Source organism: Clostridium sp., from assembly GCF_047718555.1.
In the GTDB taxonomy this organism is placed as follows: domain Bacteria; phylum Bacillota; class Clostridia; order Clostridiales; family Clostridiaceae; genus Clostridium_I.
Window position 1 is genome coordinate 35208 of the sequence record NZ_JBDNRK010000009.1, and the last position, 13991, is coordinate 49198.

Below are 13991 nucleotides of genomic sequence, written 5' to 3' on the forward strand. Positions count from 1 at the left end.
ACCTGATATTTTTGAAACTCTATGAAAATTAATACAGTTTCCTCAGGTACCTTCACCTCCTGTTAAAAAATTTTTTATTAAATAACCATCATTTGTTTCATTTTTGCTTTCCCCAAAGCAGTTACTGCAAGGAAAATTTTATCATCCTTTAAAAATGATGTATTCATTGTTGGAATTATGGCTCTTCCATTTCTTACAATGCTTACTATATTTAGTTCTGATGCTATAGTTACATCCTTTACATACCGTCCTTCTAAAAATATTGAAGCTTCAGTTTCTAAAATTTCAACTTCACCATTACCAAAGGTTGATATTCTAAGCAAATCCGGATGACTTATAATATCTTTCATCTTGTTAGAACTCCATAATATAGGTGATACAGTGTTTATACCCATCTTTTTATATATCTCAGCTCTTATTGGATCATATATTCTAGCTATTATTATAGGGACTTTGAATTTCTTCTTTGCAATTAAAGCTGTAACAATATTCGTGTTGTCTCCATTTGTTGTAGATGCCAGGGCATCTGCACTTTCTATCCCTGCATTCAAAAGAGTATTTTTATCAAAAGCTATACCTTCTATAAAATTACCTTTAAATGCTGATTTAAGTTTTTTGAATGCTTTTATGTCCTTATCGATCACTGTCACATTATAACCATCAGAATCCAACAATTGGGCTAACTGAGCTCCGAGTACTCCGCAGCCAGCAACAATTATATTCATAAATACCGGCTCAAAATAGAGCCTGCCACCTCCTTCTATCTTTTTATATTTTCTAATTTTTTACGTAAAAACAGCTTTCTTATTTCTTCTGCTCCAATTAAAATTGGTATAAAAGCTATATAAAACAACCAATAGGTAAAAGGTACCGGATACGTATCAAATATATTGTGCAAAAATGGTGTGTATATTAAAGCAGCAGTTAAGGCTAACTCAAAAATTACACCTATATTCAAAAGTTTATTAGTTAATATTCCTATACTAAACATTGATGCAACTTCTGTACGACAAGCAAACACATTTGCCACCTGCATAATTACAATTCCCAAAAAACTCATAGTAGCTGCTTCTCTTGAAAGTGGATTATCAGGCGTTAAAATCTGTCCCCAGTGCCATCCACCATTATGCAATACCCAGAAATATCCTGATAGAACTGCTGCTGAATTTATTAATCCAAGTAAAATATACCCTCTAAAGAATAATGAAAAATTCAAGAGTTTTTCCTTTGGGGATTTTGGAGGCCTGTCCATAACTCCAGGTTCTGGAAGTTCAACACCCAGGGCAAGAGCTGGTAATGTTTCAGTTCCAAGATCAATTGCTAGTATTTGCATTACTGTTATAGGAAGTGGTATATTAAACAGCGAAAACAGTATATATGGTATAGCTTCAGGAGTTAAATGCGCAAATATATAAGTTATGAACTTTCTAACATTATCATATACTGCTCTTCCTTCTTCTATAGCATTTACTATACTTGCAAAATTATCATCTGTTAATACCATTGTTGAAACTTCCCTTGCAACATCTGTGCCTGATTTTCCCATTGCTATACCTATATCGGCCCTCTTAAGTGCCGGGGAATCATTTACTCCATCACCAGTGACAGCAACTACCTCACCCATTTCTTTAAGAGCTGATACAACCTTCATCTTATGTTCAGGTGCAACCCTGGCAAAAATAATTTCGTTGTCCTTTAATTCATTTTTTAAATCTATATCTGATATTTTATCAAGCTCATTTCCTGTAATTATTCTTGGATGAAGGCCTTTTATAATTCCTATTTTCCTTGCTATAGATTCTGCTGTTAAACCATAGTCTCCTGTAATCATTATTATTTTTATTCCTGCTTTTTGAGCATGTTTAACCGCTTTTTCCACTTCAGTTCTTGGTGGATCCATCATAGCTGTAAGCCCCACAAATATCAAATCGTTTTCAACATTGTCAACTTTATAATCTTCATCCTTTTTATATATCCTTTTATAAGCCATTGCCAAAACCCTTAAACCTGCCCGGGCAAATTTATCATTTTGTTCTATAATTTTTTCAATGTCTTCTTTCTCTAATTTTTCGATTCTATCTTTTCCCTTGAATATATAACTACAAGCTGAAATAGTCTCTTTTGGCGCACCCTTTGTAAATACATAAACCTCTTTTCCTGCATCATGCACAGAACTCATTCTTTTGCGTCTTGAATCAAAAGGCAGCTGAGAAATTATTGGATATTCTCTAAGGACATCTTCTCTAGTGAATCCGGCTTTTCCTGCCAATACAACAAGGGAACCTTCCGTTGGGTCACCAATTATGTTCCATGAAGGGTTATCACTAGACGGTTTTACTATTCTGCTGTTATTACAAATCAACCCTATCTTTAGAAGCAGTGACAATTCATCAGGAAAGCTTTTTTCATCAACCTTCTTCCCTTCTATTAAAAAATCTCCCTTTGGCTCATATCCTACACCACTTACTGTATAATAATCATTAGGTGTCCATATTTCTCTAACTGTCATCTCATTCTGAGTCAATGTACCTGTTTTATCGGTACATATTACCGTTGCACCACCAAGTGTTTCAACACTTGACAACTTCTTTACTAGAGCATGTCTCTTTGCCATTCTCTGCACACCTATTGCAAGTGCCAGTGTCACAGTAGGAAGCAATCCCTCAGGTACATTTGCAGTAATTATACCTATTGCAAACATAAATGTGTCCACTAATGATCTTCCCATTATTAATCCAAGCAGAAAGAAAAACACTCCCATTACAACTGAAAGATATGCTATGACTTTAGCAACTCTTGTCAACTGTTTTTGCAGCGGGCTTTGTTCTGCTTTTATGTTTTGTGTCAGTGACGCAATTTTCCCAAACTGCGTTTCCATACCTGTTGCATAAACAACTGCAGTGCCTGTACCAGATGCTACATTTGTCCCCATGAAAACTATATTAGGTGACTGCAGTAGAGTTACTTCGCTTTCCAGAACAATATCTGAGCTTCTTCTTACAGGTTCCGATTCACCAGTTAAAGCAGCATTTATAGCCTTCATTTCAAATGCCTCGATAAGTCTTGCATCGGCAGGTACATGATCACCTTCCTCCAAGTAAATTAAGTCGCCAGGTACCAATTCCTTAGCAAGCATTTGCTGCTGATGACCATCCCTAATTACCTTCACATAGGGTGGAAGCATCTTTTTAAGGCTTTCTGTTGCCTGTTCAGCTTTAAATTCCTGCCAAAAGCTAAATAACGCATTTATTATTATTACCAATACTATTGACCATCCAAGCTGAGGCATACCTCCAATAAATGATAATATACTAGCAATCCAAAGCAGTATTGCTAATAGATGCGTAAAATTAGCCAAAAACCTGGATATAAGTGATGATTTTTTTACTTCTTTTATTTCATTGTAGCCATATTTCTGAATTCTTAATCTTGCCTCACTATTTGTAAGACCTTTAATTGAAGTATTCAATTCTTTAAATATATCATCCACTGTTAATCTAAATATATTTTCTGTCTTCACCGTAATTAACCTGTTATTTTCAGGTTATGCCTCCTTTCAATACTTTTTAAATAGAACCCTACCTTAATTATATACCTTTATTTTATTGAAATAAAGTAATCATTGAAAATCATATTTTACATACCTCATAACCATTTACCTCAGTAGTTATTTCCACTTTATGTATGAACGAACTTTAATTAAAGTTCTCTAAAACCCTGTGGTATGATAATAACATTATTAAAATTTTAATAAATAAACATATAAATTAAAAGGCACCTCCACAAACGAAGATTTTCTTCAAATCCATAGCGTTTGTAAAGGTATACTAAATAATACAAGTTCAAATATAATCGTTTAACTAATATTCTATTTTCTCTAATTTTAAAGACAAAATGCTTACAAACAATCAATCCATTTCTTAAGATTTATTTCAGAAATTAACATTTTATCCCTATCAAATCTAATATCAATAGCATTTGTAACAATGGCATTCTTACAACCCTTTTCGATATCCTTTAATGTATGTCCAATCCATCCTCCATTCGTTGCAAATGGAATTATCGTCTTGCCTGACAAATCGTATTCAGATAAAAAAGTTGCAACTGCTGGGGCATAAGTATACCACCACACAGGAGTGCCTATAATAATCGTATCATAATCTCCCAAATTTACTGGAAGAGGTTTTATTTCCGGTTTAAACCCATGGTCTACTTCCTGTTTCCCTTGGTCAACCACCGAATTATAATCACCTGTATAAGGCTTTGCTGTTTCAATTTCACAGATATCTGCGTCAGTAGCCTTCTGAATCTGCTTTGCAATTTTCTTCGTATTATTTGTATATGAATAATATACAATCAACTTTTTCCCCATACAATCTATTCCTCCCAAACTTCCTTTGCCAGTGCAAATGCTGCCCATGCATTTGGCCATCCCACATAAAATGCCAGATGTGTGATAGCCTCAGCAATTTCTTCTGCAGTCACACCGTTATTCTTTGCATTTGTCATATGGTATTTTAAAGAGTTATCAAAAATCCCTTTTGTCATTAATGCAGTTACCGTAATTACACTGCGATCCCTGAGCGATAATTTATCCTCTCGTGACCAAACCTCACCAAATAAAACATCATCATTTAATTCTGCAAATTTAGGTGCAAATGTTTCAAGTGCATCTCTTCCTGCTGTCTGCTTTTTCATAACTATCTCCTTTCTATCAGACAGAATTCTCATCCTGTCTGACCATGCAAACTTATCTTAATTTCTCATATTCTTCATCTGTCACTGGTTCACACCATTCATTGGAACCACCTTCTACTGGAACAGATAAGGCTAGATGCGCAAAAGCCTCATCTGCTACAGCACCGTGCCAGTGCTTGATTTCGGGAGCAATATATACCACATCTCCACTCTTTAAAAGCTGTGGTTCTTTGCCCATCTCCTGATACCAGCCATGACCACCGACACAAATCAATATCTGTCCACTGCCATGATGAATATGCCAGTTATTACGGCATCCTGGTTCAAATGTAACATTACAGATAACTGCTTCTTTAGTATTTAAAACACTTAAATAGCTTTTTCCAATAAAATAGGATGCATAAGCAGTATTTTCTTCTCCTAGTAAAAAGTCAGATACCTTTTCCAATTTTTTTACGTCCATATTTCTTTCTCCTTCTTCTTTTTTCTTACTTATATGATTTTTCATAAATTTTTACACAATCTTCTTGCGACAGCGGACATGGGTCACACAATGATTTAATTGTCCTGAACCAAATAGTAATCTCGTTGGCGAATACTTCATAAAATTCATGTCAAATACTCCTTTTCTAATTTTATTGAGTCAAAATACACTTTAGTCTTGCATAAGTTTCTTTTATATCTTATGATAAATATATTCTAATACCTAAACCTAACTTTAGGTCAATACTAAATTTAAATTTATTGGAGGTAATTTATGACTTATTCCATTGGTGATATTTCAGGAATGCTAAACATATCCATATCAACCCTGCGTTACTATGACAAAGAAGGACTTCTTCCCCTTGTCAATAGAACGCCTGGAAATATCCGAGTATTCGATGATACCGATGTTGAATGCCTGAAAATGATAGAATGTTTAAAGAATACAGGAATGCCACTTAAGAACATCAAACAGTTTTTTGAATGGTGTGAGGAAGGCGATTCTACCATTGACCAGCGATATGAACTATTCGTTCGTCAGAAGGAAAAGACCGAAAAGCAGATTTCACTCCTACAAAATGCTTTGAATCGAATCAATTACAAATGTGAATTTTACAGAATATCGAAAGAAAATGGGACAACAAATGTTCCCGGATTACGTGAAGAACTGGCTATGAAATTTTTAAATATGGATGCAGAAAAAGATACAACGGACAAATAATAACGATGTTGAAGTTAAGGGAACATATAACACACTATCAAATTTTCTTAAAATCCTTCTAAGTCTTTGATATCAGGCTATTTCTTCTCTATCTTCACTACGCATTCAACATGTGTTTGAGCAATTAAATGATACAAATACGCGTAGACATTGGTTTTGCGTAAAAGTGTACCCCCTTTAGTTCAAGGGGGTCGTGAAAATATTGTGAGTTATACTTTTACGCAAACATTAAATTGCTGTCTAAAATGAAAAATTAGAATCTATTTTCCACTAACCATTTCATAATGCTTTCTTCTCTTTCCTTAATATCGTCATGCTGCGCATCGTATTTACGCATTTTCTTCTGTGTAACAATATTTCCATCTACCATATACAATATTCTTTCGGTTTTTGCTGCCACCTTTACATCATGCGTAACGAGCATTACGGTTGTCCCTTTTTTATTAATCTCTGCAAGAATTGACATAATCTCTGCTGCCGATTTGGAATCTAATGCTCCGGTCGGTTCGTCTCCAAATATGATATCCGGATCATTTATCAATGCTCTGCAGATGCCGGCTCTCTGCAACTGTCCACCAGATGCCTGGGTGATATTATTATCTGCAAGCTTTTCAATTCCTGTCATTTCCAATAGTTTTTTTGCTTTTTGATTTACCGCATTTTTATCCGCATCTTTTGATACAAGAGCAGGAAACATAACATTGTCAATCACTGACAGATTCTTTAAAAGATTAATATCCTGAAAGATAAATCCCATGTTATTCAGTCGAATCTTCGCCATTTCTTCTTCTTTTAGTCCGCCGATTTCACGGCCTTTAAATTTCACACTACCAGAAGTAATTCTATCCATACCACTTACATTATATAGCAGTGTTGACTTCCCGCTTCCGGATGGCCCCATGACCGATACGAATTCACCTTTTTCTATCTCCAAGTTTACATCCTTTAAGATATGAAGCTCATTATCTTTCCCTAATTCTACTTTTTTGTTTATACTTCTTGCTTCTAAAATATTGTTCATATATTCCTCCAAAATATATCTAGTGTATACATCTACACACCGATTGATTTTACTTATTTAACACCTTCATCATAATTTTTTTTATACTTAAATAACTATCCATGAAAATAACCGGTTCTTGATGAAACTACAACATAAGGTATTTCGGAACCATCTTTTTCAATATATGCTTGGTATAAATCATCATTCAGATGTTCTAATCTAACAACTTTTACCCCATATTTATCATATAAATCTTTTTCAAATAGATCTTTCCAGTCACTGGGAATGGGTGCGTTTAGAGTCATATAGTTGGCAAAGCTCTCTAAGTCGTCAGCATGACCTCCATTAGCTATATATTGCTTATATAAACTTTCAATATCAACTCGATTTAGGAATGTTGGACTCCATTTATATTTTAATGCTTCTGATTTATTTCCTTGACCATTAAGAATATAATTTTTAATGGTCAAGGAAATATCACCATAGTTTTTGGTAGAAGCTTGACTTGGCTTATTATTATTGCTTACTGGTGTACTATTACTATTATTTGTAGTAGTGCTATTTTGTTTAGCCACATTTTCTTGTTTATTAGGTTTGTTTATTTTATCTGATTCTAATTTATTTGTACTAGCTGTATTTGTCACATTGTTAGTGGAAGAAGCATTTGAGTTAGTTTTATTTGCAATAGCATTAGTGCTATTTGAATTACCACTTAGAGTCTTTGCTGTACTTGAACAGCCAACCATAAATACTAGACTCAAAGCTATAACAGTGCCTGCAATTGATTTTTTATTAAATGATGAAATCATAATTATTCTCCTTTTACTATATTTATTAGAAAACCCTAGAGTCCCAATAAACAAATTTGGTTTTGAAAGTATTTGAAGCATATTAATAGATACGCCTCCTGCCTGGACCTTTTTCAACAGTTCTAACTTCTTAAAACTACAGATAAATCATCTTCTACTGTTACCTTACAACACACAGATATAGTAAATCCAACTACTACAATCAGTGCTAACGGACATAGCAGCCAAGTCTGCCATGCAACATGAACAAATTGAATTCTTGCAGCTCCCATTGAGGACATTGCCATACTTACAAGAAGCTCCCCTAAATAATCAGAAGCCAGCACTCCAAGTATGATTCCCAATATCAGTACCATCAAAGTTCCTGCCATATATTGATGTTTAACATTTTTAGAAGTTAATCCCACACTTCGCATGATTGCAATCTGGGACATATCCTTTGACAATAACATCTTAAGAAATAATGCAGTTATCAATACAACAATTATTACTGCAATTGCGATTCCGCCTATAACAATTGTGCTCATCTGATCAATGATATTTCCAAGAGTCTGTTGTGTATATTCTTTGATATCATTTACCTGCGCAGAATCATAGGTATTGTGATAGTAGTCTATTTTCTTTCTAATATCAACTCCTGGAGCCACATCCATGTACACGATATACCAAAGAACGGCATCTTCATTTAAACCAAGACTAGTATCCGCCTTTGCTGTTTTTCCACCATTTGTAATATCTTGATAAATACCACATACTCTCATAGTCTTTTCTTTCCCAGCAACCTTTACTACTACTTCATCTCCCACTTTCTTGTTTAATCCGTCTCTTGACGCATTTGCATAGGAAAGTGAGATTTCCCCTTCACCCTTCGGTGCTCTCCCTTCCAGATAATTTAATGGAAATACAGAAAAATCTCCGGTTTCAATATTAATATAGTCCCATGAACCTTTCGCATTTTTGACCTGGTAAGAACATGTGATGTAGGCCGCATACTTTTTAATATCCGAATCATTCTTCAGCCCTTCCTGTAGCTTTTTAAAATCTTCTGTAATCGTATCTGTCCTTCGAAGATCGATTCTCATGTCGCTTTTTCCTATTCCCATGTATGTGGAAAATTCCGGTGAATTCATGGTGTTATACATATTTAACGGAAGAATTACAATAAACGTACATACGACAAAAATAAAAATCAGTAACCTGTATAATTTGAAACGCTTCCATACATCCCTAAGTCCCATGTAAATATTGGTGCTGAAGAATTTGTTCTTAAGCAGTGGAAAACTGTATTTTCGGTTCTTTCCACGCTCCATGATATCTGAACGTAATGCTTCCACCGCAGAAATCTTATCGATTCTTTTCAGTACTTTCTTGCAGTACATCACAATCATGAAATATACAAATAATGGAGCTATAAGAGATAGTACATATTTTAAGTTTCCTGATAAATCCGAAGATATATAAAGTCTCATATTACCGTTAAACAGATTTACCACTATAAAGGAAAGCAGATAGCCTATTATACCAGCTAGCACTGACATGGCTCTGTATTTGTTAATATATACCTTATTTATATCCTTTTTGGATATTCCCATTGCTTTCATAACACCGATTTCTCTTAAATCTTCATCAATCGTTGCCAGAAACGTAAGTCTGATACTTAAGGTCGCTATAATAATCAGCAGAATACTAATAAGTATAATTACCATCGCAACTGTCGCATCTGACATGGCATTAAACAACACAAATATCTTTCCGCCCACTGTAGGACCGTTTGCCGGAAGACCTGCTTCGATATATGCAGTCTGAACAGCCTGAGAATCCCCGTTTTTATTCAGTTTAAATTCTATAAGATATTCCAGTTTCCCTGCCTGCTCTTTAAGCATTTCATCATAGTCCGCCTGATTAATAACAAACCGTTTCGAAGAAGTAAGGGAAGAGTTCATCTCATAATCTCTTGCATAATCTGAAATGACAAACTCTTTCTGATACCCTCCACTTTTCACCGTAATCGTATCACCTATTTTTAAGTGATATTCTTCCATGAAATAGATGGGAACCGCCACTTCACCTTTCTTTACATCCAGCTTTTTATTATTCAGATCCAATATAAAATCAAATTTCTTATTCTGTACAACAAATGAAATCTGCTGTACCGTTCCAGCCATCGTTTTATTTTTGCCAAAATGGATATTACTTCCATCAGCATCCAAAAGAACCATCGTCTCCTGCATCGCTATATTCTCACGCTGTTTTTCTGTAAATTTATCGATTTCTGTCTGGTCATATTTTCCGGAATGCATCTGCGTAATGTCAGATGGGACTGCACGTTTCTGCAGTTCCGACATCGACTGAATCAGATTTGCAATGATATTTGTTGCACTAGCTGCCAAAATAACTGCCATGGCTATAAATACAAATACTGTCACAGTTATGATTTTCTTCCTGCTGAAATCATTCTTTACAATTTTCAAAAACATTATTTTTTCTCCTTCCGACTATATGTCTTTGCTTCGAAAACTCTCATCATTTAAAATATTGTTCTGCCCCAAACTACCTTCTGCTTCTTTCTGTGTTTCCATTTCACGGATACCCTTTGATTTAGATACAAGTAGCGCCGTAATTATGAGACCCAGTCCGGCAAGAATTACTAAGAATCCGATTCCTCTTGTTTCACCAGTTCCTATAATTTTTCCAACAGTATCCGCCAGCACACCACCTTCTACCAGTGCCGGATTAAATACATAATCTGCAAGAACACCTGCCAAACCATAAGCAACTACATATCCCAGCTGTGAAATCAAAGAAATAAGTCCCCATGCTCTACCCTGTTTCTCATTATCAATGGATTTTCTTATGAGAACATCAATACTTGTAGTCGCATATGGCAGCGAAGCAAAGAATAAAAATCCAGAAATAATAATGACCGTAATGCTTGTTGTTGCACCCATTCCTATCATAGTAATACCAGACACAATAAAGCTTGCCACCATGACATTTACATATTTGCTCTTTAAGATTCCACTGCCAATCATGATACTGGACACCAGCATACCGCAGGCAACGAGTGTCTGCAGAATTCCTGTTGTTTTCTCACTGGTAAAGGACAAGACCATCGGTTTTGACAGCACCTGAATAATTCCCATATAAAACATTAAAATGGAAACAAGTACAACTAACAGCATGACTCCTTTGGATTCAAGAATAATCAGCCATCCTTCTTTTAAGTCCTTAAAAAAATTCATTTCTTTCTTAAACTGTGACTTTGCCTCAAGAGATTTTCTTACGTAAAAGATTATAACAACCGTTACAACAAAAGTCAGAATATCAATGGTAAATATCATTTTCATACCGGAAACTGCCAGAACTAAACCACCAATAATCGGTGAAATCAAAAACTTGGAAGAGGATGCGATCGACACCATTCCACTTGCTTTTGTATATTCATCCTCTGTCAGTAAATCCGTAATTGTTGCTTTATATGCCGGATCTAGCAAAGCTAAAAATACGGAACCAAATCCCACACAAAGGCAGATTTGCCACACCTGAATATGTCCTGTGTTCATAAGCACCAGCATAACAATCAGCCCAAACGCTGCTACAGTATCTCCCAATATCATCAGCAGTCTTCTATCAAATCGGTCTGCAAGAACCCCCCCAGCCAGATAATCAGGAATTTTTTTAATTTATCTTCTTTTTTCACTTCATTCACTACATCTAACCTCCTCTCTATAACTTTTAATTCGCTTCAAAATTATTTTACGATTTGGTTTGTTTGGTGGTCTGAACAAGCTCCAATGAGGCAAGCCCGCTTCCTATCGCTGAAATAAGCTCTCCCGACCACAGAAGAAGAAATTTTCCGAAGGATTTTCCCCAATTATTCATTGCTATCTCAATTTTCGCTGCCAAACATCTGCATAACGTACATAAGACTTCCGCTTTCGGCACCGAGCAGCCTTTCTACGTTGAAAACAAACGCCTGTATGCGTGAAGCACGCTCGTCGTTCGTCATTTTAACCATATCATCATCAAAAACGGTATTCGTATATGCCATAATCATTTCCATGCATTCATACGGGAACGGCGTGCTGAACAGTCCCTGCTCAATGCCCTCGCGGATTATTCCCGTCAGTATCGGTGTAACGCCGTTGATTATGACCTTTTGTATTTTCTGATGCATAAGCGCGTTCTGCGGCTTGTGAATGTGCTCTATAATTTCCTTTCCGTTTCCGCCACTTATGTTCAGTGCCATTACAACGCCGATAATGCGCTCGTTTACGGGTATGCTCTTATCTCCGGCAATTTCCTGCGCCGCACCTAAAAGACGGACATTATAACGCTCAATCAACGCGTCCATAATATCCTCCTTCGACTTGAAGTGATAATACAGCGTTCCCCTTGCAATTCCAACCTTTTCGAGAATGTCGTTTGTACTTGTACCGTCAAAGCCCTTCTGACCGAAAAGCTCATCCACCGCGTCAAGTATTTCGTTCCTGCGTTCCTCGGCTTCTTTTACAACTCTCATTTTCACGTCTCCTTTTTATAGACCGACTGTCTGTCAGCTATATAATGACATATTATTTTCCAGTTGTCAAGAGGTTGTTTTAAATTTTTCCAAAATATTCATTTTAAGTGGAAAATCATTCTATAAACTTGTTCGAACTAGCTAACTTCAAATTTTTATCTTTACAAAATCTAATTTCTTAAGCTTTGAATTTGGAAATAAGGGATACCATTATTTTATTAACTTTTCCTACATGAACTTTATAATAATAATCTTCTGTTTTCTCCAACCAACCTTTGTCCTTCCAGAATTTAAAATCAGCTAAGTTTTGAGGTGCTTTTGAAAATGCTTTTTGTTGCATTTTAAATGTTAAAAGTTTTACAAGTGATGGCTTTATAGGCTTTGTATCAATTAATTTTTTATAGAACACCTCAGTTTGCCTAATTAATTTATTCGTTTCCTTCTTCAATTTCTTCTCGTTTTTTTCATGGGGTGGAGCAAAGGTTACTCCTACTTTTGCACAAGTTATAAATCCCATTGTGCCAAGCATAAAAGACAAAAACGAAGCAACAAAGCCAAGACCGAGTGCTCCCGTCGACACTACCACCATTGCTTTTTTTCCGTGATAATCCGGTCGGTGGCAACGGTAAGCAAAGCGGTCCAGAAAGTTCTTCATTATCCATGATACATTGTATGTATATAACGGCGAAGCAAATATAACTGCATCAGCCTGCTTCATTTTCATTTCCAGGCTTTCTCTATCGTCCTTTAACGGACATTTCTCTTCCCCTTTTTCGATGCATACATAGCATCCCTTACAGAGTTCAAGTCTGATCCGGCTTAATTGAATATACTCAAATTCAATTTCATCATTTTTTTTCTTCAATTCTCTTTCTATTTGATTAACAGTCTTATATGTATTTCCATTTGTTCTTGGACTACCTATTATTGCAAGTAATTTCAACGTTCACTCCCCCTTAGCTATTTAATGTTTCAACAACTGAACCAATAGCAGAATAATTGCTATAACGCTTGATATTACTGTTGCAATTCCGATATACATATGAAAATTCAACGAACTTACATCCGTGAGTCCTTTTGCCTTTATCCACAATCCACAAAGAAGTGTAGATAGCAACAGTAGCAGCGCCGCAACTGCAACAATAACTGTAAAATTTTTCATTTCAATTCCTCCCATTTACCTTATCAGATTATTTACAATTGAATTTATTAGATTATCTCTCTCTCTTTTTATATCAATATCTATGCCAGTCAAGATATGAAACGCTTCCTGCCTTAAATACACACTTTGCACTGCAACTATTATTTGAAATGCAATCAGTCGTAAATCCGTTTCTGATTTGCTGTCATTATAAATTTTTCTCAAAACCGGAATCAGATAAAGACAAACTCTGAAATTACCTTTTAACAAATCATACTCATCTGTACAAATGGGGAAATCATACATTTTTCAAAAAGAAAAGACGTGAAAGTCATCACTCTCACGTCAAAATTCTACCTCAATCCATTCAATTATCGTACACTCTAACTGCTTTTCAACTGTTTTTCTTCTGCAACAGGATTATGATTCCACGTGCCTTGAGTAGACAACAATGATGACCATAAAGCCTAGTACTCCATTGATGTCAGAATAATATATGTATATTGCCGGCTTACACCTTACTAAATTACTAACTTGCCTTTGATAATACAATCAAGAGCTGAGTATTAGAATAATCTTCTTTACATTTAGTTCATACTTTGCAACGACTGATT

Annotated in this window: 14 protein-coding genes; 1 reads left to right on the forward strand and 13 read right to left on the reverse strand. The window is 35.4% G+C overall.

What is annotated here, in order from left to right; genetic code table 11:
* Positions 1 to 77: 77 nt before the first annotated feature.
* The 5 genes from ABF633_RS05625 to ABF633_RS05645 all read right to left on the reverse strand — a co-directional run bounded on the left by ABF633_RS05625 (position 78) and on the right by ABF633_RS05645 (position 5161).
* On the reverse strand, positions 78 to 725 hold the full coding sequence (locus ABF633_RS05625; RefSeq protein ID WP_415522668.1) for a potassium channel family protein: 648 nt from the start codon (positions 723 to 725) through the stop codon (positions 78 to 80).
* 35 nt (positions 726 to 760) lie between these two features.
* Positions 761 to 3520, reverse strand: coding sequence for a cation-translocating P-type ATPase (locus tag ABF633_RS05630; RefSeq protein WP_415522669.1), 2760 nt, complete (start codon positions 3518 to 3520; stop codon positions 761 to 763).
* A gap of 378 nt (positions 3521 to 3898) precedes the next feature.
* Positions 3899 to 4372, reverse strand: a complete 474-nt coding sequence (locus ABF633_RS05635; RefSeq protein ID WP_415522670.1) for a flavodoxin — start codon at positions 4370 to 4372, stop codon at positions 3899 to 3901.
* 5 nt (positions 4373 to 4377) lie between these two features.
* Complete coding sequence (locus tag ABF633_RS05640) at positions 4378 to 4698, reverse strand: carboxymuconolactone decarboxylase family protein (protein ID WP_415522671.1); 321 nt, start codon at positions 4696 to 4698, stop codon at positions 4378 to 4380.
* A gap of 52 nt (positions 4699 to 4750) precedes the next feature.
* Entirely contained in the window at positions 4751 to 5161 is a 411-nt protein-coding gene (locus tag ABF633_RS05645) for a cupin domain-containing protein (RefSeq protein ID WP_415522672.1), read from the reverse strand.
* Between the two features lie 294 nt (positions 5162 to 5455).
* On the opposite strand from ABF633_RS05645, the gene ABF633_RS05650 reads away from it, so the two are divergent.
* Positions 5456 to 5902, forward strand: coding sequence for a MerR family transcriptional regulator (locus ABF633_RS05650; RefSeq protein ID WP_415522673.1), 447 nt, complete (start codon positions 5456 to 5458; stop codon positions 5900 to 5902).
* Between the two features lie 253 nt (positions 5903 to 6155).
* Here the strand turns inward: ABF633_RS05650 and ABF633_RS05655 are convergent, their stop codons facing one another.
* The 8 genes from ABF633_RS05655 to ABF633_RS05690 form a co-directional block, all read right to left on the reverse strand.
* A complete protein-coding gene (locus ABF633_RS05655) occupies positions 6156 to 6923 on the reverse strand; it encodes an ABC transporter ATP-binding protein (RefSeq protein ID WP_415522674.1) in 768 nt (255 codons plus the stop codon).
* Between the two features lie 95 nt (positions 6924 to 7018).
* Complete coding sequence (locus tag ABF633_RS05660; RefSeq protein ID WP_415522675.1) at positions 7019 to 7714, reverse strand: hypothetical protein; 696 nt, start codon at positions 7712 to 7714, stop codon at positions 7019 to 7021.
* Positions 7715 to 7836: 122 nt separating this feature from the next.
* Positions 7837 to 10191, reverse strand: coding sequence for an FtsX-like permease family protein (locus tag ABF633_RS05665; protein ID WP_415522676.1), 2355 nt, complete (start codon positions 10189 to 10191; stop codon positions 7837 to 7839).
* An 18-nt stretch (positions 10192 to 10209) separates the two neighbouring features.
* Complete coding sequence (locus ABF633_RS05670) at positions 10210 to 11331, reverse strand: MFS transporter (protein WP_415522677.1); 1122 nt, start codon at positions 11329 to 11331, stop codon at positions 10210 to 10212.
* A 272-nt stretch (positions 11332 to 11603) separates the two neighbouring features.
* The gene (locus ABF633_RS05675; RefSeq protein ID WP_415522678.1) at positions 11604 to 12236 is read right to left on the reverse strand and encodes a TetR/AcrR family transcriptional regulator; all 633 of its coding nucleotides are present in this window, start codon (positions 12234 to 12236) and stop codon (positions 11604 to 11606) included.
* A 178-nt stretch (positions 12237 to 12414) separates the two neighbouring features.
* Positions 12415 to 13179, reverse strand: a complete 765-nt coding sequence (locus tag ABF633_RS05680) for a flavodoxin family protein (protein ID WP_415522679.1) — start codon at positions 13177 to 13179, stop codon at positions 12415 to 12417.
* Between the two features lie 21 nt (positions 13180 to 13200).
* The gene (locus tag ABF633_RS05685) at positions 13201 to 13398 is read right to left on the reverse strand and encodes a hypothetical protein (RefSeq protein WP_415522680.1); all 198 of its coding nucleotides are present in this window, start codon (positions 13396 to 13398) and stop codon (positions 13201 to 13203) included.
* A gap of 15 nt (positions 13399 to 13413) precedes the next feature.
* Positions 13414 to 13683, reverse strand: a complete 270-nt coding sequence (locus tag ABF633_RS05690) for a hypothetical protein (RefSeq protein ID WP_415522681.1) — start codon at positions 13681 to 13683, stop codon at positions 13414 to 13416.
* Between the last annotated feature and the right edge of the window lie 308 nt (positions 13684 to 13991).